At 63.6% G+C, this 22,548-nt stretch carries 20 protein-coding genes; 19 read left to right on the forward strand and 1 reads right to left on the reverse strand.

Annotation, left to right across the window (positions count from 1 at the left end; translation table 11 throughout):
* Positions 1-174: 174 nt before the first annotated feature.
* Together AC0L14_RS14540 and AC0L14_RS14545 are read left to right on the forward strand one after the other, a co-directional pair.
* Positions 175-450, forward strand: a complete 276-nt coding sequence (locus AC0L14_RS14540; RefSeq protein WP_123151966.1) for a type II toxin-antitoxin system ParD family antitoxin — start codon at positions 175-177, stop codon at positions 448-450.
* Positions 451-452: 2 nt separating this feature from the next.
* Positions 453-719 carry a type II toxin-antitoxin system RelE/ParE family toxin gene (locus AC0L14_RS14545; RefSeq protein WP_473526576.1) on the forward strand — a complete coding sequence of 89 codons (267 nt, stop codon included), beginning with the start codon at positions 453-455 and terminating at the stop codon, positions 717-719.
* A gap of 9 nt (positions 720-728) precedes the next feature.
* Here the strand turns inward: AC0L14_RS14545 and AC0L14_RS14550 are convergent, their stop codons facing one another.
* A complete protein-coding gene (locus tag AC0L14_RS14550; protein ID WP_473749932.1) occupies positions 729-1,844 on the reverse strand; it encodes a cystathionine gamma-lyase in 1,116 nt (371 codons plus the stop codon).
* 403 nt (positions 1,845-2,247) lie between these two features.
* Between AC0L14_RS14550 and mraZ the strand changes: the two genes are divergently transcribed.
* From mraZ to lpxC, 17 genes are all read left to right on the forward strand, one after another.
* Positions 2,248-2,706 (forward strand): division/cell wall cluster transcriptional repressor MraZ, encoded by a 459-nt coding sequence (mraZ, locus tag AC0L14_RS14555; RefSeq protein WP_473749933.1) that lies wholly within the window; start codon positions 2,248-2,250, stop codon positions 2,704-2,706.
* Positions 2,703-3,734 carry a 16S rRNA (cytosine(1402)-N(4))-methyltransferase RsmH gene (rsmH, locus tag AC0L14_RS14560; RefSeq protein ID WP_473485242.1) on the forward strand — a complete coding sequence of 344 codons (1,032 nt, stop codon included), beginning with the start codon at positions 2,703-2,705 and terminating at the stop codon, positions 3,732-3,734. The genes mraZ and rsmH overlap by 4 nt, the downstream gene beginning before the upstream one ends.
* 4 nt (positions 3,735-3,738) lie before the next feature.
* Entirely contained in the window at positions 3,739-4,134 is a 396-nt protein-coding gene (ftsL, locus tag AC0L14_RS14565; RefSeq protein ID WP_192365389.1) for a cell division protein FtsL, read from the forward strand.
* Positions 4,131-5,855, forward strand: coding sequence for a peptidoglycan D,D-transpeptidase FtsI family protein (locus tag AC0L14_RS14570; protein ID WP_473485243.1), 1,725 nt, complete (start codon positions 4,131-4,133; stop codon positions 5,853-5,855). Before ftsL ends, AC0L14_RS14570 begins: the two co-directional genes overlap by 4 nt.
* Positions 5,856-5,909: 54 nt before the next feature.
* Positions 5,910-7,367: a UDP-N-acetylmuramoyl-L-alanyl-D-glutamate--2,6-diaminopimelate ligase gene (locus AC0L14_RS14575; RefSeq protein ID WP_473749935.1), complete on the forward strand. Its 1,458-nt coding sequence runs from the start codon at positions 5,910-5,912 to the stop codon at positions 7,365-7,367.
* Positions 7,364-8,797, forward strand: a complete 1,434-nt coding sequence (locus tag AC0L14_RS14580; protein WP_473485245.1) for a UDP-N-acetylmuramoylalanyl-D-glutamyl-2,6-diaminopimelate--D-alanyl-D-alanine ligase — start codon at positions 7,364-7,366, stop codon at positions 8,795-8,797. Before AC0L14_RS14575 ends, AC0L14_RS14580 begins: the two co-directional genes overlap by 4 nt.
* A gap of 24 nt (positions 8,798-8,821) precedes the next feature.
* Positions 8,822-9,904 (forward strand): phospho-N-acetylmuramoyl-pentapeptide-transferase, encoded by a 1,083-nt coding sequence (gene mraY / locus AC0L14_RS14585; RefSeq protein WP_473749936.1) that lies wholly within the window; start codon positions 8,822-8,824, stop codon positions 9,902-9,904.
* A gap of 8 nt (positions 9,905-9,912) precedes the next feature.
* The gene (gene murD, locus AC0L14_RS14590; protein WP_473749937.1) at positions 9,913-11,316 is read left to right on the forward strand and encodes a UDP-N-acetylmuramoyl-L-alanine--D-glutamate ligase; all 1,404 of its coding nucleotides are present in this window, start codon (positions 9,913-9,915) and stop codon (positions 11,314-11,316) included.
* Positions 11,316-12,467, forward strand: coding sequence for a putative lipid II flippase FtsW (gene ftsW / locus AC0L14_RS14595; protein WP_095494759.1), 1,152 nt, complete (start codon positions 11,316-11,318; stop codon positions 12,465-12,467). The genes murD and ftsW overlap by 1 nt, the downstream gene beginning before the upstream one ends.
* Before the next feature lies 1 nt (position 12,468).
* Positions 12,469-13,596: an undecaprenyldiphospho-muramoylpentapeptide beta-N-acetylglucosaminyltransferase gene (gene murG / locus AC0L14_RS14600; RefSeq protein ID WP_473526582.1), complete on the forward strand. Its 1,128-nt coding sequence runs from the start codon at positions 12,469-12,471 to the stop codon at positions 13,594-13,596.
* Positions 13,593-14,999, forward strand: a complete 1,407-nt coding sequence (gene murC, locus AC0L14_RS14605; RefSeq protein ID WP_473526583.1) for a UDP-N-acetylmuramate--L-alanine ligase — start codon at positions 13,593-13,595, stop codon at positions 14,997-14,999. Before murG ends, murC begins: the two co-directional genes overlap by 4 nt.
* The gene (gene murB / locus AC0L14_RS14610; protein WP_473749938.1) at positions 14,996-15,961 is read left to right on the forward strand and encodes a UDP-N-acetylmuramate dehydrogenase; all 966 of its coding nucleotides are present in this window, start codon (positions 14,996-14,998) and stop codon (positions 15,959-15,961) included. The genes murC and murB overlap by 4 nt, the downstream gene beginning before the upstream one ends.
* 299 nt (positions 15,962-16,260) lie before the next feature.
* Positions 16,261-17,187: a D-alanine--D-alanine ligase gene (locus AC0L14_RS14615; protein WP_473526585.1), complete on the forward strand. Its 927-nt coding sequence runs from the start codon at positions 16,261-16,263 to the stop codon at positions 17,185-17,187.
* Positions 17,175-18,116 (forward strand): cell division protein FtsQ/DivIB, encoded by a 942-nt coding sequence (locus AC0L14_RS14620; RefSeq protein ID WP_473749939.1) that lies wholly within the window; start codon positions 17,175-17,177, stop codon positions 18,114-18,116. Before AC0L14_RS14615 ends, AC0L14_RS14620 begins: the two co-directional genes overlap by 13 nt.
* Entirely contained in the window at positions 18,113-19,420 is a 1,308-nt protein-coding gene (gene ftsA, locus AC0L14_RS14625) for a cell division protein FtsA (protein ID WP_473485251.1), read from the forward strand. Before AC0L14_RS14620 ends, ftsA begins: the two co-directional genes overlap by 4 nt.
* A gap of 67 nt (positions 19,421-19,487) precedes the next feature.
* On the forward strand, positions 19,488-21,140 hold the full coding sequence (gene ftsZ, locus AC0L14_RS14630) for a cell division protein FtsZ (protein ID WP_473749940.1): 1,653 nt from the start codon (positions 19,488-19,490) through the stop codon (positions 21,138-21,140).
* A 273-nt stretch (positions 21,141-21,413) separates the two neighbouring features.
* Entirely contained in the window at positions 21,414-22,361 is a 948-nt protein-coding gene (lpxC, locus tag AC0L14_RS14635) for a UDP-3-O-acyl-N-acetylglucosamine deacetylase (RefSeq protein ID WP_473749941.1), read from the forward strand.
* Positions 22,362-22,548 lie beyond the last annotated feature (187 nt).

Below are 22,548 nucleotides of genomic sequence, written 5' to 3' on the forward strand. Positions count from 1 at the left end.
CAGATTCTACAAGGAAATTCCCTGATATCAGCAGGTTGCGCCTTCGGGCGCGCCTGCTGGTTCAGGCGCCTCATTGACTGAATCAGCTTTCACTGGGCTGTGCATGGAGCGAGCGTTTCTTGAAATTGGTACGATTAAATCGTACCATAGGCCGGGCAATATCAGGAGCGCATCATGGGCCAGGTCGACAAACGCAGCATCACGCTTTCGCCGGAACTGGCGGCTGCGGTCGACGATGTGGTCGCCGCAGGCGAATATGCTTCGGCGAGCGAGGTGATCCGCGACGCACTCAGGCAATGGAAGGACCGCCGCGACTTGCATGGCTACACGGTCGAGGAGCTGCGCAAGCTGGTGCAGGAGGGGATCGACAGCGGGCCGGGACGGTTTGCGTCGATCGACGAAATCAAGGCCGAAGCGCGCAGGCGATTGAAATCCGATAACGCGGCATGAATTTGCTGCCCATCATCCGAACTGCAAATGCAGAAGAGGATTTGATCGCGATCTGGCTTCATATCGCGCGAGACGACGAGGCTGCAGCAGACCGGCTGCTCGACCGGATCGAAGCCCGCTGGCGCCGCGCGAAGACATTGCGCCCGGCATTCGCCACCTGGTCGTCGGCGAATATCTCACCTTGTACCCGTGTCGGCGGAGATGCCATCGAAATCCTGCGTGTGCTGCATGGCCGGCGCAATATTGAAGCCGACGATCTGGCTTCCTGATCGGTTCGTTCAGCCGCCCGCGCCGTCCAGTGACGCCTCGATCGCCTGCCAAAGCTCCTCCACCGGCTCGCAGCCGACCGACAGGCGAACAAAGCCGGGCGGCACTGCATCACCCCAGCGGGCGCGCCGCTCGGCCGAAGAGTGGACGCCGCCGAAAGAGGTCGCGGGCTGGATCAGGGCGCAGGCGCCGATGAACGCTTCGGCCTTGGCTTCACTCCCCAGGTCGAGACCGATAAGGAAGCCGAAACGCTCCATTTGGGTGGTCGCCAGATTGTGCGAAGGGTCATTCTCCAGCCCAGGAAAGCGGACGGATTTCACGCTCCGATGATTTGTCAGGCGTCGGGCGATCAGTTCGGCCGACGTGCACATGCGGTCGAAGCGGACTTCCAGCGTCTCGAGGCCTCGATGGACCAGCCAGGCTTCGAATGGTCCGGGGGTGGAGCCCGACAGTTTGCGCCAGTCGCGGATGGCGGTGATGACCCCGGTGTCACGGCTGGCGACATGGCCGAACAGCGCGTCGGAATGGCCATTGGGCGCCTTAGTGTCAGCAGCAACGACGATATCGGCGCCGAGATCGAGCGGGCGCTGACCGTAAGGCGTCATCGTGGTGTTGTCGGCGACGACCAGCGCGCCGGCCTCGTGCGCAAGGCGCGCCACGCCGGCCAGGTCGCAAATGTCTAGGCAGGGATTGGATGGGGTCTCGACGAACACCAGCCGGTAGCCGGAAAAACCGCCGTCCAGAAAGGACTTGGTCGGTCTTGTGTCGAACGAGACGTCGAAAGGTTTGAGGAAGCGCTCGGCAAGCAGGCGCGGCGTGTAGTAACCATCGGACGGCAACAGGATGCGATCGCCTGCCTTGAGCAGCGCGAAGAAGACCGCCGAGATCGCGGCCATGCCCGACGGGAACGCTACGGACGGCGCGTCCTCAAGGTGGCCGAGCATGTCTTCCACCGCGTTCCATGTCGGGTTGTCGTAGCGCCCGTACTGGCTGACGCCGGCCGGGTTGCCGGGCAGATGGAAAGTTGTCGTCACTATCAGCGGTAGTGAGACCGGGTCGCCCTTGGCGAGCTTGACGCCACGCAAATGGGCAAGGGTGGCGGCGCGCGACTTCGCTGTTTCGGACATCGGTTTTTCGAACCCTGACTTTGAGGAGAAGAACGCGCAGACGCTATGCCGGGTCACACCGGCAGGCAAGCGCCGAACCGTGCCGGCAAACCGCTCTAAACGCTTCGTTAGGCTTAATGGAGCATAAAGACGGGAGTGCCGTCAAAGCTGCTCTCATCGGTTGTGGCGCGCGTTTGTGAAGCCTATTCCCGTTGACGCCCATAGCGCCCCATGATATCCCATTTCGATATTCAAGCCTTCGTTCCGCGTCAGGGTGAAGCGTACGCCAATCGGGCAGCCGCGGCGGCTGAGCGTTTGCTTGTTTTCGCCTGGAACGAAGTGAGTTTTGGGCAGGGACCGCGCCGGGGCGGCGCGGGCGGGAAGATGCAGAGGGGTGCGGCGGCGCAAGCGGCCGTAACGCGTAATGGACCGGTTTCTGTCAAGCGCGGTGAACAGGATCGATGCGAAGGGACGGGTGTCCGTTCCAGCGCATTTCCGTGCCGTTGTCCAGAAACGCGGCTATTCGGAACTCTATGCGCTGCGCTGCCTGGATCGCCCGGCGATGGATGTCGGCGGGCTCGACCTGCTCGACCGCTACGAGCAGCGCATCGCGCAGGAAGACCCCTTCCTGCAGACGGCGGACGACATGTCGTTCTTCTGCCATGGCGATGGGACATTTCTCAAGCTCGATCAGGACGGCCGCATCTCGATGACCGATTTCATCCGCGAGCACACCGGCATTTCCGCGGAAGCGGCGTTTGTCGGTCGCGGCAATTTCTTTCAGATCTGGGAACCTGGACGGCTCACCGCCTATGGGGCGGAAGCGCGCGCCCGGCTTTTGCAGCTTTGGCAGGGGACGAAGCCTGGGGAGCGACCGGAATGATGGCGGGCTACGGCGATGACCCTCACGCCGCAGGCGGACCGGCTCGCCATATTCCGGTCCTCCTTGCCGAAGTGATGGAGGCACTTTCCCCTAAGGCGGGCGAGCTGATCGTCGACGGCACCTTCGGCGCCGGCGGCTACACCAAAGCCATTCTGGCAAGCGGCGCCTCGGTCGTCGCCATGGACCGCGATCCGGATGCGATCGCTGCGGGTCGTGTTCTCGAACAACTATCAGGCGGCAAGCTCAGGCTGGTTCAGGCGCCGTTCTCGACATTGGACGAGCATGTCGAAAGTGCTGACGGCGTCGTGCTCGACATCGGCATCTCCTCAATGCAGATCGACCAGCCGGAGCGCGGTTTTTCGTTCCGTGCCGACGGACCACTCGATATGCGTATGGCGCAGGCTGGCCTCAGCGCCGCTGATGTCGTCAACAGCTTCAAAGTGGGCGACCTTGCCCGCATCTTCGGGTTTCTTGGCGAAGAGCGTCACGCCGGCCGCATCGCCCGCATGATCGAGAGCCGTCGCGAAAAACATCCGTTCGAGCGCACGCTCGACCTTGCCGACGCCATCGAGACGCATGTCGGCCGCGCACCGAAGGACAAGATCCATCCGGCGACCCGCGTCTTCCAGGCACTGCGCATCTTCGTCAATGACGAACTCGGCGAACTGGCCAAAGCGCTGTTTGCGGCTGAACGCGTGCTGAAACCGGGCGGACGGCTGGCCGTGGTGACGTTCCACTCTCTGGAAGACCGCATCGTCAAGCGCTTCATCGCCGATCGCGCCGATGCGGCCACCGGATCGCGGCACCTGCCCGAGGCGCAAGCGCGCACCGCCACCTTCAAAAAGGCGGGTAGCGGCGTGACGCCTGATGAGGCCGAGATATCAGCCAATCCGCGCGCACGCTCGGCAAGGCTGCGCGCTGCGATCCGCACCGAAGCACCGCCGCGCGCCGGCGACTTTTCGATTTTCGGGCTTCCAAAACTTCCTGACCCAAAACTTCCCGGTGCCGACCGCCCGGGAGAGAGGTGAGCACGTGTTTCGTACCAGCGACATAGTCCTTATCGCCGTCATGGTTTCGGCTGCGGCCTTGACCTACAAGACCAAGCGCGAGGCCGAAGAACAATTGGCGGCGGTGCACAAGATCCAGGCGCAGATCCGCTACGAGGAGGATACGATCGATCTCCTGAAGGCGGACTGGAGCCTGCTGACCCAGCCGTCGCGCCTGCAAAAGCTGGCCGAGATCTACAAGTCGCAACTCGAACTCGAGCCGGTCAGCGCCCGCCAGATCATTGGGCTGGACGACCTGCCGGCAAAACCCCTCACCATAGAAGACCTTTCGTCGCAGCGGCTGGGCGGCATGGCCGACAATTCTGGCAAAGGACCCTTGGGCGACAAAGACCCCGTGGTGACCGGAGGCATCGTCCAATGATCGCCAGATTTCCGTCGATCGCCGGACTGCTGAAGCGTCGCGCCAAGTCGGAAGATGGATCGATTGTGGTCGAAGGCGCCCGCAAGGCGACCGGCGGTAAGGGCAGGACCCGCATCGTGATGACGATGGCGGTGTTCTTCGGCATCTATTCAACCATCACCGGGCGGCTGGTCTATCTGGGTTTTCAGAACCCCGACCTGTCCGGCGGTCCGCAGAGCCGGGTGACGGCGTCACGGCCCGACATCGTCGACCGCAACGGCGAAGTGCTGGCGACGGACATCAAGACGGCATCGCTGTTTGCCGAACCGCGCCGCATTGTCGACGCCGACGAGGCGATCGAAAAGCTGGCGACGGTGCTTCCCGAGATCGACTACGAGCAGACCTACCACAAGCTCAAGAGCGGCGCCGGCTTCGTCTGGCTGCAGCGGCAACTGACGCCCAAGCAACAATCGGATATCATGCAGCTCGGTGTTCCCGGCTTCGGCTTCCGCACCGAAAAGCGCCGCTTCTATCCGGCTGGCGAAACTTCGTCCTACATTGTCGGGCTCACCAACATCGACAACCAAGGCATCTCCGGCATGGAGAAATACATCGACGAACAGGGGCTGAGCGATCTTCAGGCGTCGGGCCTGGCGATGGCCAAGGATCTGAAGCCGGTGCAGCTCTCGATTGACCTGCGCGTCCAGCATATCGTGCGGGACGAGGTCGCCACCGGCATGGAGAAATACCGCGCAATCGCGGCGGGCGCCGTCGTTCTCAACATCAAGACCGGCGAAGTGATGGCGATGGCATCGGTTCCGGATTTCGACCCGAACAACCCCTACAATGCGCAGGACAAGGACCGCTTGAACCGCATGTCGGCCGGCCTTTACGAAATGGGTTCGACGTTGAAGAGCTTCACCACCGCCATGGCGCTCGATTCCGGCAAAGTGACGCTGGAAAGCCGTTTCGACGCTTCGCGCCCGATCAGGATCGGCCGTCAGACCATCCATGATTTTCACGGCAAGGCTCGGGTGCTGTCGGTGCCCGAAGTGTTCATCTACTCGTCCAACATCGGTTCGGCCAAGGAAGCCGAAGCGGTTGGCATCGAGGGGCACCGCGAATTCCTGCATCGCCTGGGGATCCTCGAGAAGATGCAGACGGAACTGCCGGAGGTCGCCCGCCCGACCGAGCCCAAAGTCTGGAAACAGGTCCATTCGATCACCATCGCCTTCGGTCACGGTGTGTCGACAACGCCGCTGCAGACGGCGGTCGGCTGCGCCGCGCTGCTGAACGGCGGCTATCTGATCCAGCCGACATTCCTGAGGCGCGCACAGGAACAGGCGATGTCGGTGGCCAAGAAAGTGGTCAGCGACAAGACGGTCGAGGGCATGCGCTATCTCTACGCACTGAACGCCGAGAAAGGGTCAGGCAGGAACGCCAGGGTTCCAGGTTACCGCGTCGGCGGCAAGACCGGAACGGCCGAGAAGGTTGTCAACGGCCGCTATTCAAAGGACAAGAATTTCAACGCCTTCGTCGCGGCTTTCCCGATGGACGATCCGCAATACATCGTGCTTACGATCGCCGACGAACCGAGGCCGGAAAAACCCGGCATGGGTGCAACGGCCGCCTCGAATGCTGGCGTCATGGCTGCGAACATTGTCCGACGTTCGGCTTCCATGCTTGGCGTGAAGCCAGATTTCAGCCATGAAAATGGCGCAACGCTGGTTTCCTATCAGTGATTCTTAGGGCGCGCCGGCAACAGCGCGCTATTTTGTTGCGATGAACGGGGTTCGATGAAGCTGAAAGACCTAGCCGGTATCCTGCCTGTCGAGGGGACAGCTTCCTTCGATACGGAGGTTACCGGGATTTCGTCGGATTCCCGCCAGGTTGGACCGGGCGTGGTCTTCTTCGCGCTCATCGGTACCAAGGCCGATGGCGTGGCCTATGCCGCCGATGCCGCCAAGCGCGGCGCAGTGGCGATCGTGGCCGGCAACGGCAGTGCGGTCGCCGGACTGCTGCCGGTGCCCGTTCTCGCCGTCGATGATCCGCGCCTGGCGCTGGCGCTGAGTGCCGCCCGCTACTTCGGCAGCCAGCCGCAAACCATGGTCGCGGTGACCGGGACCAGCGGCAAGACATCGGTTGCGGCCTTCACCAGGCAGATCTGGGAGCAGTCAGGCTTTGCCGCCGCTTCGATCGGCACGACCGGCGTGGTGGCGCCGGGCCGCAACGTATATGGCTCGCTGACCACCCCCGACCCGGTAGATTTGCACAGGCTGCTGCGGGAACTGGCGGATGCCGGCGTCACTCACGCATCGATGGAGGCCTCCAGCCACGGCCTCGACCAGCGCCGGCTCGACGGCGTGAAGCTTGCAGCCGGCGGCTTCACCAATCTCGGCCGCGACCACATGGACTATCATCCGACAGTCGAGGACTATCATCGCGCCAAGCTGCGCCTGTTCGATACGCTGCTGCCGAAGGGCGCGCCGGCCGTCATCTTTGCCGACGATCCGTGGTCGGAGCCGACGATCCGGGCGGCGAGGGCGGCGGGACTGGATGTGCTGACGGTCGGCCGTCACGGCGAGTTCCTGACACTGAAGCGGGTCGAGCACGAGCGCCACCGCCAGCGTGCCGAGGTGGAAGTCGATGGCGTTCTCCACGAGATTGACCTGCCGCTGGCCGGCGATTTCCAGATCGCCAATGCCCTGGTTTCGGCGGGCCTCGCCATCTCCACTGGAACACCTGCCGCCAAAGCCCTGATGGCGTTGGAGAAATTGAAGGGCGCACCGGGCCGGCTGGACCTTGTTGGCACCACTGCCAACGGTGCGCCGGTCTATGTCGATTACGCGCACAAGCCGGACGCGCTGGAAAACGTGTTGGCCTCGGTGCGGCCGTTCACCACCGGTCGCGTCATCGTCGTGTTCGGCTGCGGCGGCGACCGCGACCGGGGCAAGCGGCCGATCATGGGCGAGATCGCCACGCGGCTCGCCGATGTCGTCCTCGTCACCGACGACAATCCGCGTTCGGAAGTGCCCGAAACGATCCGCTCCGCGATCCTTGCCGCTGCGCCCGGCGCCATCGAGATCGGCGACCGGCGCAAGGCGATCCACGAGGCGGTCGCCATGCTCCATGCCGGCGACACGCTGATCGTGGCCGGCAAGGGGCATGAGGAAGGCCAGACCATCGGCGCCGAGACGCTGCATTTTTCCGACCATGAGGAAGTCCGCGCCGCGCTCCAGGAGCGCGTCGCATGAACTTCCTGTGGACCTCCGAGGATCTCGTCGCCGCCATGGGGGGACGACCGCTCGGTCCGATGCCGGAAGGGATCAGCGGCATCTCGATCGACAGCCGCAGCCTTGAGCCGGGCGATGCTTTCTTCGCCATCAAGGGCGAGGCGATGGACGGCCATGATTTCGCGACCGCTGCCATCAAGGCCGGCGCCGGCGTGCTGGTCGTCGCCGAGGGCAAGCTGCCGTCGCTCGGGCGGCTGACGGCGCCGATGATCGTCGTGCAGGACGTGCTGGCCGCACTGGAAAAGCTGGGGCTGGCCGCACGCGCGCGCTCGAATGCCAAGGTCATCGCGGTGACCGGTTCGGCGGGCAAGACCACCACCAAGGAAGCGCTGCGCCATGTGCTGTCCGCGGTCGGCAAAGTGCATGCGTCGCCGCAGTCTTTCAACAACCACTGGGGCGTTCCGCTGACGCTGGCGCGGATGTCGGTGGATTGCGACTATGCCGTGTTCGAGATCGGCATGAACCATCCAGACGAGATCCGGCCGCTGGTCAAGATGGTCCGGCCGCATGTCGCCATCGTCACGCTGATCGCCGCGGCACATCTAGGCTTCTTCCGCAATCTGGACGAGATCGCCAAGGCCAAGGCCGAGATTTTCGAGGGGCTGGAACCGGACGGTGCCGCCCTTCTCAACCGCGACGATCCGCGCTGGAAGCTTCTGGACAAGTTGGCGAGAGCCGCCGGCGTCGAGTACATTTACGGGTTTGGCGAGAATGCCCGTGCGACCTTCAAACTGCTCAAATGCGCGCTGCATGCCGATCATTCTGTCATCACCGCCAAGATCGGCGGACAGGAGATCACCGCCAGGGTAGGCGCACCGGGCCGCCACATGGTGCAGAATGTGCTGGCCGTGCTGGGCGCCGCGCATCTGGTCGGGGCCGACATCGCCAGGGTAGCGCTGGCGCTGGCCGATCTTTCGGCCGAACGCGGACGCGGCAAGCGCCATGTGCTGCGCCACCCCAGGGGTCCGATCACGCTGATCGACGAGAGCTACAATGCCAATCCGGCGTCGATGAGCGCAGCAATGGCGCTGCTCAACGCGACGCCGGTGTCGGGCGAAGGCAGGCGCATCGCGGTGCTCGGCGACATGCTCGAACTCGGCGACCACTCGGCGAAGCTGCATGCGGCCCTTGCCGATCTCATCGTCGGCACAGAAACGCGCACGGTCTTTCTCGCCGGCCCGGAAATGCGGGCGCTGGCCGACATCCTGCCTGATGAGATCGAGACGGAGTATCGCGCCGGCGCAGAGGATCTGAAACTGGTGCTTCTGTCGGCGCTGAAGCCCGGCGACGTGGTGATGATCAAATCGTCGAAAGGCATCGGGTTTTCCAAGTTGGTCGACGCACTGCTCGGCAAATTTCCGGCGGTAGCCACAACCGCCAAACAGACCTAGAGCCAGGTCCGGGGACCGAATCGCATGTTCACACTGCTCGTCGAATTCGCGGACAAGATCTCGGTCTTCAACGTCTTTCGCTACATAACCTTCCGTACCGGCGGCGCGCTGATCACCGCGGCGCTGATCGTTTTCATCTTCGGACCGGCTATCATCAATTCGCTGAGGCTGCGGCAAGGCAAGGGCCAGCCGATCCGCGCCGACGGGCCGCAGACGCATTTCAAGAAAGCCGGCACGCCGACCATGGGCGGGCTGATGATCCTGTGCGGCATCATCGGCTCGTCGCTTTTGTGGGCGAACCTGTCCAGCATCTATGTCTGGGTGGTACTGCTGGTGACCTTGGGTTTCGGCTCGATCGGCTTCTACGACGATTATCTCAAGGTGACGAAGCAATCGCATCTCGGCTTTTCCGGCAAGGCGCGGCTGGCGCTTGAATTCGTGATAGCCGGCATCGCCGCCTGGGTGATCATGCACAACGGCCAGGCGCCGTTCTCGTCATCGCTGACTTTTCCTTTCGCCAAGGAGTTCCTCGTCAATCTCGGCTGGGTCTTCATCCCGTTCTCATGCTTCGTCATCGTCGGCGCCGGCAATGCCGTGAACCTGACCGATGGCCTCGACGGGCTGGCGATCGTGCCGATCATGATCGCGGCGGCGTCCTTCGGCGTCATTGCCTATCTCTCCGGCAATGCGGTGTTCGCAGAATATCTGCAGATCCATTTTGTGCCCGGCACCGGTGAATTGGCGGTGGTCCTCGGCGCGGTGATCGGCGCCGGCCTCGGCTTCCTGTGGTTCAACGCACCGCCGGCGGCGATCTTCATGGGCGATACCGGCTCGCTGGCGTTGGGCGGCCTGATCGGCACGGTCGCGGTTGCCACCAAGCACGAGATCGTGCTGGTCATCGTCGGCGGCCTGTTCGTCGTCGAGATCCTGTCGGTCATCATCCAGGTCGGCTACTTCAAGATGACCGGCAAGCGGGTGTTCCTGATGGCGCCGATCCACCATCATTTCGAAAAGCTGGGCTGGACCGAAAGCCAGGTGGTGATCCGCTTCTGGATCATAGCAGTCATCCTGGCGCTGGTCGGCCTGTCGACCCTCAAGCTCCGATAGGAGGTCGCTTGATCCCCGCCGCATCCTTTGCAGGCAAGCGCGTTTCGCTCTTTGGGCTCGGCGGCTCGGGGATCGCCACTGCGCGCGCGCTGATCGAAGGCGGGGCGGACGTGCTCGCCTGGGACGACAATCCCGGCAGTGTCGCCAATGCCGCGGCCGTCGGTATCGCGACCGGCGATCTGCGCGGCGCAGACTGGGCGAAGTTCTCGGCCTTCGTGCTGTCGCCCGGCGTACCACTGACGCATCCGAAGCCGCACTGGACAGTGGAGCTGGCGCGCGCTTCAGGCGTCGAGATCATTGGCGACATCGAGCTGTTCTGCCGGCAACGGACCTTGCTGGCGCCGGCAGCACCCTTCATCGCCATAACCGGCACCAACGGCAAATCGACGACGACGGCGCTAACGGCGCATATCCTGAAATCGGCCGGACGCGACACGCAGATGGGCGGCAATATCGGCCGCGCGGTGATGACGCTCGATCCGCCGGAACCCGGGCGGCACTATGTCGTGGAATGCTCGTCCTACCAGATTGACCTGGCGCCCTCGATCAATCCGACCGCCGGCGTCCTGCTCAACCTGACGCCCGATCACCTCGACCGTCATGGCACGATGCAGCACTACGCCGCGATCAAGGAACGGCTGGCGGCCGGCAGCGAGACGGCAATCGTCGGTGTCGACGATTCCTGGTGCGCCCAGCTCGCCGACCGGCTGGAACGGGCAGGCCAGCACGTCATCCGCATTTCCAAGCGCCTGCCATTGACCGACGGCTATTTCGCCGACGGCACCGACCTGATGGAGGCGGTGCATGGCCGTTATAGTCGGATCGCCTTTCTCGAAGGCATCGGCTCGCTGCGCGGCCAGCACAATGCGCAGAATGCGTTGGCCGCTATCGCCGCCTGCCTCAAGGTCGGGCTCGAGCTGGGCGAGATCCAGTCGGGCCTGGAGACCTTTCCCGGGCTTGCGCACCGTATGGAGCAGGTCGGCCGCAAGGGCCATGTGCTGTTCATCAACGATTCCAAGGCGACCAATGCCGATGCGGCAGCGCCCGCACTGTCCAGCTTTCCGCGCATCTACTGGATCGCCGGCGGGCTCCCGAAAGAGGGTGGCATCGAGCCGTTGCGCGGCCTCTTTCCGCGCGTCGCCAAAGCCTATCTGATCGGTGAGGCCGCACCAGCCTTCTCGGCGACGCTCGGCGAGGCAGTGCCTTACGAGATCTCCGGCACGCTGGCGGCAGCAGTCGAGCACGCCGCAAGCGACGCGGCCAGGGATGATGGCAACGGCGAGGTGGTGGTGCTGCTTTCGCCGGCCTGCGCCAGTTTCGACCAGTTCAAGAATTTCGAAGTGCGCGGCGAAGCCTTCAGGCAAGCTGCGAGCAGTATTGATGGCGTGAAGCTCATCGGAGGGACACGGTAATGCAAAGTCGTCTCGACAAAAGCCCGGTTGCCACCTGGTGGTGGACGATCGATCGCTGGTTCCTGGCTGCGTTCCTGTCGCTGATGGGGCTCGGCATCGTGCTGTCCTTCGCGGCAAGCCCGGCGGTGGCCCAGCGCATCGGCCTGGACAGTTTCCACTTCGCCACACGGCAGATCATCTTCACCATTCCCGCACTTGGCGTGATGCTGGCGGTCTCCTTCCTGGAATCGCGGCAGATCAGACGCATGGCTCTGGCGATGTTGTGCATCATGCTGGTGCTGATGGTGGCGGTGCTTTATATCGGCGTCGAGGTGAAGGGCGCGCGGCGCTGGGTGTCGCTCGCCGGCGTGTCGATCCAGCCGTCGGAATTCCTGAAGCCGGCCTTCGTCGTCATCTGCGCCTGGCTGTTTGCCGAACACAAGCGCCAGCCCGACATCCCGGGCAATCTGTTCGCCATGCTGCTGCTGGCCCTCGTCATCTCGCTGCTGGTGGCGCAGCCTGATTTCGGCCAGACCATGCTGGTGCTCGGCACCTGGGGGGTGATGTTCTTCATGGCCGGACTGCCATGGCTGTGGATCATCGCGCTGGGCGCTGCCGGCATCGGCGGCGTGTTCGCCGCCTATACGGTGTTCCCGCATGTCGCCGGCCGCATCGATCGCTTCATGACCGGCGAGGGCGATACGTTCCAGGTCGACATGGGCCGCGATGCGCTGATCAACGGCGGATGGTTCGGCGTCGGGCCGGGCGAGGGCACCGTCAAGCGGGTGATTCCCGACAGCCATGCCGATTTCGTCTACTCGGTGGCCGGCGAGGAGTTCGGATTGATCATGTGCTTCTTCATCATGACCATCTTCGCCTTCATCGTGCTGCGCGGCCTCAGCACCGCGCTCAAGGAGCAGGACGATTTCACACGCTATGCGGTTGGCGGCCTGGTCACGGTTTTCGGTCTGCAGTCGGTCATCAACATGGCAGTCAATCTGCAGCTGATGCCTGCCAAGGGCATGACCTTGCCGTTCATCTCCTATGGCGGCTCCTCGCAGATCGCCATCGCCATCTCGATGGGCATGGTGCTGGCGCTGACGCGCAAGCGGCCGGAAAAGCGCAAGCAGTTGGGATTCGCACCGTCGCAGCGCGCCATGCCGGCGGAATGAAATGTCGAAAGGCGCGATCCTTCTGGCGGCCGGCGGCACTGGCGGGCACCTCTTCCCGGCCGAGGCGCTGGCGCACGAACTGATCAGGCGCGGCTGGACGGTGCATCTCGCCACCGATGATCGTGCCGAGCGTTTTGCCGGCCAGTTTCCGGCCGCAGGCATCCATCCGATCCAGTCGGCGACAATGAGTTCGAAAAATCCTTTTGCCGTGCTCGCCGCCTTCTGGAAAATCTGGGGTGGCGTGCGGCAGGCATCCGCCGTGATCGGCCGGATCAAGCCAGCCGTCGTGGTCGGTTTCGGCGGTTATCCGACGCTGCCGCCGCTCTATGCGGCGACGCGGCGCAAGGTGCCGACGCTGATCCACGAGCAGAACGCGGTGATGGGGCGCGCCAACCGGGCGCTTGCCGGCCGCGTCGATGCCATCGCCGGCGGGTTCTTGCCGGAAGATTCAAGCGCTGCGGGCGCCAAGACGGTGACGACAGGCAATCCGGTCAGGCCGCAAGTGCTGGAGGCGGCAAAGACGCCCTATGCGGCGTCGACCGGGGAGCAGCCGTTCCGCCTTCTGGTGTTCGGCGGCAGCCAGGGCGCACAGTTCTTTTCCGACGCAATGCCAGCGGCGGTAGCACAGCTTTCCGACGCACAACGCAAGCGGCTTGATATCACGCAGCAGGCCCGTGCCGACGATGTCGAGCGGGTGAAGGCGGCTTATGCCGCCCTTGGCGTCGAGGCTGAGGTGTCGCCCTTCTTCACCGGCATGGCGGCGCGCATGGCTGCGGCGCATCTGGTGATGTCACGATCCGGCGCATCGACCGTATCGGAAATCGCGGTGATCGGCCGACCAGCGCTGCTGGTGCCCTATCCGCACGCGCTCGACCACGACCAGGCAGCCAATGCCGCGGCATTGGCAGCGGCAGATGCCGCCGAAGTGCATCCGCAATCCTCGCTCTCGCCCGAGCGCATCGCTGCGCTCGTCGGGGCGCTGATGGACGATCCGGAGCGGCTGACCACAATGGCAGCGGCGGCGAAATCGGCCGGAAAACCGGACGCTGCACGGTTGCTCGCCGATCTGACAGAGGCTATTGCGTCGAAGAAAAGCGTATCGGACTTCAGGAAGGAGACGCACGCATGAAGATGCCGCAGACGATCGGCCTCGTGCATTTCATCGGCATCGGCGGTATCGGCATGAGCGGCATCGCCGAGGTGCTGCACAATCTCGGCTACAAGGTGCAAGGGTCCGACCAGGCCGACAGCGCCAATGTGCAGCGGCTGCGCGACAAGGGCATCGAGTGCTTTGTCGGTCATCACGCCGATAATATCGGCGATGCCGAAGTGGTGGTCGTCTCGACGGCGATCAAGAAATCCAATCCGGAGTTGAAGGCCGCACGCGAGAAACTGCTTCCCATCGTCCGTCGCGCCGAGATGCTGGCCGAACTGATGCGCTTCCGGCAGGCTGTGGCCATCGGCGGCACGCATGGCAAGACGACGACGACCTCGATGGTGGCGACGCTGCTCGAAGCCGGCGGTCTCGATCCGACCGTGATCAATGGCGGCATCATCAATGCCTACGGCACCAACGCCCGCATGGGCGATGGCGAATGGATGGTGGTCGAAGCCGATGAGAGCGACGGCACCTTCCTGAAGCTGCCGGCCGAGATTGCCGTCGTCACCAACATCGATCCCGAGCATCTCGACCATTACGGCTCCTTCGACAAGGTGCGCGAGGCCTTTCGCCAGTTCGTCGAGAACGTGCCGTTCTACGGCTTCGGCGTCATGTGCACCGACCATCCGGAGGTTCAGGCGCTGGTCAGCCGCATCGAGGACCGGCGCGTCATCACCTATGGCGAGAACGCGCAGGCCGACGTGCGTTTCACCAATCACCGCATGAACGGCCCGATCTCGGAATTCGACGTGGTGATCCGCGACCGCAAGAGCCGCGGCCAGTCGACGATCTCAGGCCTGCGCCTGCCGATGCCCGGCCGTCACAATGTCGCCAATGCGACGGCGGCGATCGCTGTGGCGCATGAGCTCGGCCTTTCGGCCGAGGCGATCAGGAAGGGCCTGTCGTCCTTCGCCGGCGTCAAGCGGCGCTTCACCCGTACGGGTTCGTGGAACGGCGTCGATGTGTTCGATGATTACGGCCACCATCCGGTCGAGATCACGGCGGTTCTGAAGGCGGCGCGCGATGCCACCAAGGGTCGCGTCATCGCCATTGCCCAGCCACACCGCTTCACCCGGCTGCACGACCTGTTCGACGAGTTTTCCGTCTGCTTCAACGATGCCGACACGGTGATGGTGGCGCCGGTCTATGCGGCAGGCGAAGAGCCGATCGACGGGGTGACGTCCGAAGCATTGGTGTCGCGCATCCGCTCCGGCGGCCATCGCGACGCGCGCTACATCGAAGGCCCCACGGCGATTGCGCCGGTTATCCGCGATCTGGCGAAACCAGGCGATTTCATCGTCTTCCTTGGTGCCGGCAACATCACGCAATGGGCCTACGCGCTGCCCAAGGAACTCGGCGGTACTGCCTCATGATGCGCGGCCAGGCATTGATCGACAAGCTTGGCGGCCGGCTTGCCGGCCTGCGCGGCCGCATCACGCCCAATGCCGAGATGGACAAGATCACCTGGTTTCGCGCCGGCGGACTGGCCGACGCGCTGTTCCAGCCGGCCAACGAGGACGATCTCGCCACATTCCTGAGAGCAGTGCCCGAAGAGATACCGCTGACCATCGTCGGCATCGGCTCGAATCTGCTTGTCCGCGACGGCGGTATTGCGGGCTTCGTCATCCGGCTTTCGGCCAAGGGCTTTGGCGAGGCCGAAGTGATTGCGCCGACCACAATCAAGGCGGGTGCCGCCACGCCCGACAAGCGCCTTGCCGCTGTCGCCTATCAGGCTGGTATAGGCGGCTTCGAATTTTACCACGGCATTCCGGGTGCCATCGGTGGTGCGCTGAGGATGAACGCCGGCGCCACTGGCGTCGAGACGCGCGAGCGCGTCGTCGAGGTGCGGGCGCTCGACCGCAAGGGCAATGTGCATACGCTGAGCAACGCCGATATGGGCTACGCCTATCGCCATTCGGCAGCACCTGCCGGGCTGATCTTCACATCGGCTGTGTTCGAAGGGGTTTTGGCAGACAAGGCCGCGATCCAGGCGGCGATGGACGCCGTCCAGCATCATCGCGAGACTGTGCAGCCGATCCGCGAAAAGACCGGCGGCTCGACCTTCAAGAATCCGGCGGGCACCTCGGCCTGGAAGGAGATCGACAGAGCTGGTTGTCGGGGGCTGATGATCGGCGGCGCGCAGATGTCGCCGATGCATTGCAACTTCATGATCAACACGGGAACCGCGACCGGCTACGACCTCGAATATCTCGGCGAGACGGTGCGCACGCGTGTGCTCGAAAAGTCGGGCATCCGGCTGCATTGGGAAATCAAGCGCATCGGCAATTTCCGGCCGGGGCACGAGGTCCAGGAGTTCCTCGGACAGTTGCTCTAAAGACTCACAACACAGTTTTCGCTGCCGTTTTTGCCGAAAGTGAATCTCTCGGAATCGTAAGGACTTGCCAGTGAATCAACTCTCTGATTCTCTGCCCTGAAGCGTTTCCTGATTTGAGTCGTTTCGACGCGTTGCCAGCGTTTTTCCGTCAGGGGCAACCTGCCGGGAGGCTCGAGGACTCGATGTTGCGGAACCATGAGAGCAGGGACTGCTCCGAGCGTTTAAGTGTGTGGCCCTTTCCGGGGCATGTAAGATGCAGACCCGCCGTGAAGGGCCCGCCGTGAGAGGGAATGACGGGAATGAAAAGCAAGCACGTGGCCGTCCTTCTGGGGGGATTCTCGTCCGAGCGGCCCGTGTCTTTGTCCTCGGGGAATGCCTGTGCTGATGCGCTCGAGAAGGAAGGCTACCAGGTCAGTCGCGTCGACGTCTCGCGCGATGTCGGATCGGTGCTGGCTGAGCTCAAGCCTGATGTTGCCTTCAATGCGCTGCATGGCCCTTTCGGCGAGGACGGCACCATACAGGGCATCCTCGAATATCTTGCCATCCCCTACACCCATTCCGGCGTGCTCGCCTCGGCGCTTGCCATGAACAAGGAACAAGCCAAGAAGATCGCCAAGTCTGTCGGCATCCCGGTTGCCGAATCGAAGGTGGTCAATCGCTTCGCCATCCAGAACAAGCACCCGATGAAGCCGCCCTATGTCGTCAAGCCAGTCAACGAGGGGTCGAGCTTCGGCGTCGTCATCGTGCACGAAGGTCAGTCGCATCCGCCGCAGGTCATCGGTTCGTCCGATTGGAAGTATGGCGATACCGTCATGGTGGAGCGCTACGTGCACGGGCGGGAGTTGACCTGCGCGGTGATGGGCGATGTGGCGCTCGGCGTCTGCGAGATCATCCCGACCGGCCATTCCTTCTACGACTATGATTCAAAATACGTCGCGGGCGGATCAAAACACGAATGCCCTGCAAAAATTTCACCGAATATTTACCAAAAAATACAGACACTGACGCTCAAGGCTCACCAAGCTATCGGCTGCCGGGGCGTTTCCCGGTCGGACTTCCGTTATGATGATCGACACTCCGAGAACGGCGAAATTGTCTGGCTCGAGATCAACACTCAGCCGGGCATGACGCCGACATCCTTGGTGCCTGAGATCGCCGTGCAGGCGGGACACTCGTTCGGCGATTTGTTGAGTTGGATGGTGGAGGACGCTTCGTGTCTGCGTTGAAGTGGGGACAGGGCAAGGGGAAGGGCGCGGCCGGGCCGACGCTGTTCGGCGTTTCGTTGTCGTTCGACCATTTCGTGCTGCCGCGTCTGCTTCGCCGGCCGGCGCGCGTGCTGGCGCGTCTGGGCGAGGACGACTTCGAGGCGCCGCCTTTTTCCGCAGCCATGTTGTCGGCGGCGCTGCTCGTATCGGGCAGTGCCTATGGCGCCTATCTCGGCGGGCATGTCGACGGCATCGTCCAGGGCATCACCGCCCGCACCGGCTTCGCCGTCGACCAGATCAAGGTCGTCGGCAACCGCGCGACCTCCGAGATCGACATTCTCGACAGGATGCAGCTCGATGGCTGGACGTCGCTGATCGGCTTCGACGCCGAAGCCGCGCGGGAACGCATAACCACGCTGCCCTGGGTCGAGGTTGCGGCGGTGCGCAAGGTCTATCCGCACACGCTGGAGGTGCGCATCGAGGAGCGTGAGCCCTTTGCGCTCTGGCAGCAGGGCAGCGAGCTTTCCGTCATCGAACGGTCCGGCGCCGTGATCGCGCCATTCTCCGGCGGCAGGCAGTCGCTGCTGCCGTTGATCATCGGCACCGGCGCGCCGGCCAAAGCGCCCGATTTCCTGGCCAGGATCAAAAAATACCCAGAGCTTGCCGCGCGGGTCAAAGGCTATATCCGCATCGGCGAACGGCGTTGGGACCTGAAGCTGGAGAATGGCATCACCGTCAAGCTTCCCGAGGATGGCGAGGACCAGGCGATCGCCGATCTGGTCAGGATGGACCGCGAGAACGGGCTGCTGACGCGCGACATCGCCGCCGTCGACATGCGCCTTTCCGATCGCCTCGTCGTCCAGTTGACGCCGGAAGCGGCGACGCAGCGCGAGGCTGCGCTCAATGAAAAGCCGAAAATGCCGAAGCGCAAAGCGGAGACGAAGATATGAGCTGGCTTGGCGGCAACAGCGATGCCTCGTCGCGCCGGTCCGGCATCATGACGGTGCTGGATGTCGGTTCGAGCAAGGTCTGCTGCGTCGTGGCCAAGCTCAAGCCGCGCGAGGACGGCATGCTGCTGCGCGGACGCTCGCATCGCATCCAGGTGATCGGCATCGGCCACCAGAAATCGCAAGGCGTGAAATCGGGTGTCGTCATCGATCTCGATAGGGCCGAGCACGCCATCCGTCTTGCCGTCGATGCCGCCGAGCGCATGGCTGGCCTGACCGTCGATTCACTGATCGTCAACATGACGGCCGGCCGGCTGAAGAGCGAAAGCTTCTCGGCAACCATCAATCTCGGTGGCCATGAGGCCGACGAGGCCGACATCAAGCGTGTGCTTGCCGCCGGCGCCAAGCAGGCGCTGCGGGCCGAGCGCGAGGTGATCCATTCGCTTCCCGTCGCCTTTTCGCTGGACGCCGAGCGCGGCGTGCGTGATCCGCGCGGCATGGTCGGCGACCAGCTCGGCGTCGACATGCATGTGCTGACGGGTGATGCGGCGCCCTTGCGCAATCTGGAGCTTTGCATCAACCGTTCGCACCTGTCGGTCGAGCGCATGGTGGCGACGCCCTATGCCAGCGGGCTTGCCGCACTGGTCGACGACGAACTCGAAATGGGCGCAGCCTGCATCGACATGGGTGGCGGCACTACGACGATCTCGGTGTTTTCGGAAGGCAAGTTCGTCCATGGCGACGCCATCGCCATCGGCGGCAACCACGTCACGCTGGATATGGCCAAGGGCCTGTCGACCTCGCTCGACGCCGCCGAGAGGCTGAAAGTGATGCATGGCTCGGCGCTGCCCGGCAGTGCGGACGACCGCGACCTGGTCTCGATACAGCCGATCGGCGAGGATGGCGAGGTGCCGCTGCAGATACCGCGTTCGGTGATGACGCGCATTATCCGCGCACGCATCGACGAGACGCTCGAACTGTTGCGCGACCGGCTGAACAGGTCCGGCTACGGCAACGCCGTCGGCAAGCGCGTCGTGCTGACCGGCGGCGCCAGCCAGCTTTCCGGCCTGCCCGAGGCAGCGCGCCGCATTCTCGGACGCAATGTGCGCATCGGCCGTCCGCTCGGTGTGGCGGGCTTGCCCGAGGCGGCCAAGGGGCCGGCTTTCTCGACGCCGGTCGGGCTTCTCATCTATCCGCAGATGGCGAATTTCGAGAGCCATCCGGCGAAAGGAATTTCTGGTCTCAGGATGACCGGAACGGGCGGAAAACTGCATCGAATGAGTCAGTGGTTGAGAGACAGTTTTTAAATTGACGGGGACAGCCCCATAGGCGGCCGCAGCGGCGAAGCGGCGGGAAAGGCAAAGGACGGAGACAATGACCATCAATCTGCAGAAGCCGGATATCACCGAGCTCAAGCCGCGTATCACCGTGTTCGGTGTCGGCGGCGGCGGCGGCAATGCCGTCAACAACATGATCACCGCCGGCTTGCGCGGCGTCGAGTTCGTGGTCGCCAATACCGACGCGCAGGCGCTGACCATGTCCAAGGCGGATCGCCTGATCCAGCTCGGCGCGCATGTCACCGAGGGCCTGGGTGCGGGATCGCAGCCGGAGGTCGGGCGCGCGGCGGCGGAGGAATGCATCGACGAGATCGTCGATCATCTCTCCAACACCCATATGTGCTTCGTCACTGCCGGCATGGGCGGCGGCACCGGCACGGGGGCCGCGCCGGTCGTTGCACGTGCAGCCCGCGAAAAAGGGATCCTCACCGTCGGCGTCGTCACCAAGCCGTTCCATTTCGAAGGCCAGCGCCGCATGAAGACGGCGGATCTGGGCATCGAGGAATTGCAGAAATGCGTCGACACCCTCATCGTCATCCCCAACCAGAACCTGTTCCGGCTGGCCAATGACAAGACGACCTTCGCCGACGCTTTCGCCATGGCCGACCAGGTGCTCTATTCCGGCGTCGCCTGCATCACCGACCTGATGGTCAAGGAAGGGTTGATCAACCTCGACTTCGCCGACGTCCGCTCGGTCATGCGCGAGATGGGCAAGGCGATGATGGGGACGGGCGAAGCTTCCGGCGAGGGCCGCGCCATGGCCGCCGCCGAAGCCGCGATCGCCAACCCGCTGCTCGACGAGACCTCGATGAAGGGCGCCAAGGGCCTGTTGATCTCGATTACCGGCGGCCGCGACCTGACCCTGTTCGAAGTCGACGAGGCCGCGACCCGCATTCGCGAGGAGGTCGACCAGGAAGCCAACATCATTCTGGGTGCGACGTTCGACGAGGATCTCGAAGGCGTCATCCGCGTCTCGGTGGTTGCCACCGGCATCGACAAATCGGCGGCTGAAATCGCCGCCGCGCCGATCGCCATCCGCACGGCCCCGCCAAAGCCGGCCAATCGCCCGGCCGCTCCGGTCACGGAAAGCCGTCCGGCGCCTGTCCAGCACGGCGGCTACGAGCCACGCGCCGCCGATCCTGTAGCCGAGGCGATCCAGCTTGCCGAGGCAAATGCCGCGGCGATGGCGCCTCCCGCGCCGGCTGCCCAAGCGGAAGATTTCCGTCCGCAGAGCAAGATCTTCCAGGTGCCGCCGGCCCAGCCGCAGCCGATCGTGCATCAGGTGATGCAGCCTGTTCCGCAGCGTGAAGTGCTTCAGCCGGTAGCCGCAGCGCCCCAGCGCATGCCGCGCGTCGAGGACTTTCCGCCGGTGGTGAAAGCCGAAGTGGAAGCCAAGGGCCGCCCGGCCGACCATGAGAACAGCGGCCCGATGGGACTGCTCAAGCGCCTGACCAACGGCCTTACCCGCCGCGAAGAAGAACCTGCACGGCTGCAGCCGGCGCAGCCGCGTGAGCCGAAACTGCGCCAGGCGGCACCCGAAGTGCGCCGCCTTGCCAGCCAGGATCCGCAGCTTTACGCGCCACGCCGCGGCCAGTTGGACGACCAGGGCCGGCTGACGCCGCAGAGCAGGGCTGTCCAGGAAGACGATCAGCTGGAGATTCCGGCATTCCTGCGCCGCCAGGCCAACTGACCTGTTAACGGTCCGTAACAGTTGTTAACAGGCAGACAAGAAATTGTTTGCCTGTTAATATTAAAAGTGCTTGTAAAACAGGGAGTTACGAGACCGTATCCGCTGCGGATTGCGGTTACAGAGAGTAAGAAACCGTGATTTGGAGACTTCCTGCTGGACCACTATCTTCGCCCCGATCAATTTCGGTTTGCTGGGATTCGGGGAAGTGGCCCTGCCTGCCGATCAAAGAGCCGCGCCCTTGGGCTAATGAAGCGGACGTAGGCAGTATGGGCTATGGGGTTTGTTTTGCACGACTATCAGACGACACTTAGATCGCGTGCAACGCTGACCGGCACCGGCGTTCACAGCGGCAATCCCGTTACCGTTCATTTCCTGCCGGCAGACGCTGATACGGGTGTCGTGTTCCAGCTTTCGAATGGAAGCGAAGACCGGGAGTTCCGTGCGCTCGTTTCCGAGGTCGGCGCCACCGATCTCTGCACCATGCTCGGCGATCCGGCAGGCGAGCATATCGCCACCGTTGAACATCTGATGGCCACGCTTTTCGGGCTCGGCATCGACAATGTCGTCATCGAGATCGACGGCCATGAGGTTCCGATCCTTGACGGCAGCGCCATGGCGTTCGTCGAGGCGATCGACCAGGCGGGCATCGATACGCTGCCGGTCAAGCGCCGCTATATCCGTGTGGTCAAGCCGGTTCGCATCGAGAACGGTGCCTCCTGGGCGGAGTTCAGGCCCTATGACGGCACGCGCTTCGAGATCGAGATCGATTTCGAAAGTCCAGCGATCGGCCGTCAGCTGTTCGCATCCGACATGAACGCCGACATTTTCCGCCGCGATATCGCGCGGGCCCGTACCTTTGGTTTCATGAAGGACGTCGAGCGGCTGTGGGCAGCCGGCTATGCGCTCGGCTCCTCGCTGGAAAACTCCCTGGTGATCGGCGACGACAACCGCGTGATCAATATGGAAGGCTTGCGCTATCCCAACGAGTTCGTGCGCCACAAGACGATGGATGCCATGGGCGATCTGGCGCTGGCCGGCGCCCGGTTCATTGGCTGCTTCCGTTCCTATCGCGGCGGCCACAGACTGAATGCGGCAGCGCTGCGCCGCCTTTTGTCGGACCGTTCGGCGTTCGAGATCGTCGAGACGACACGCCGCGAGCGCGGCCGTACCGCCGAGATGAGCGCCGTCTATGCGCCTGTCTACGCGCCCTGGATGATCTGAATCTTAACGTTTTCGGGTTTTATGGCTGCCGGCCGGTGTTGCATGAATGCATCATTGGCCGGCGAAATCACGCAAGTGTGCAGGCTGCGCCAGGCTGCCACAAAAATGTGCGATTGGCCGGAGATAGCGTTGCCGGGCACGGCGATTATGGTTATGCCTGCTGCCCCAGAGCGAAATGACGACTGAA

It is taken from the genome of Mesorhizobium sp. WSM4841 (genome assembly GCF_055811515.1).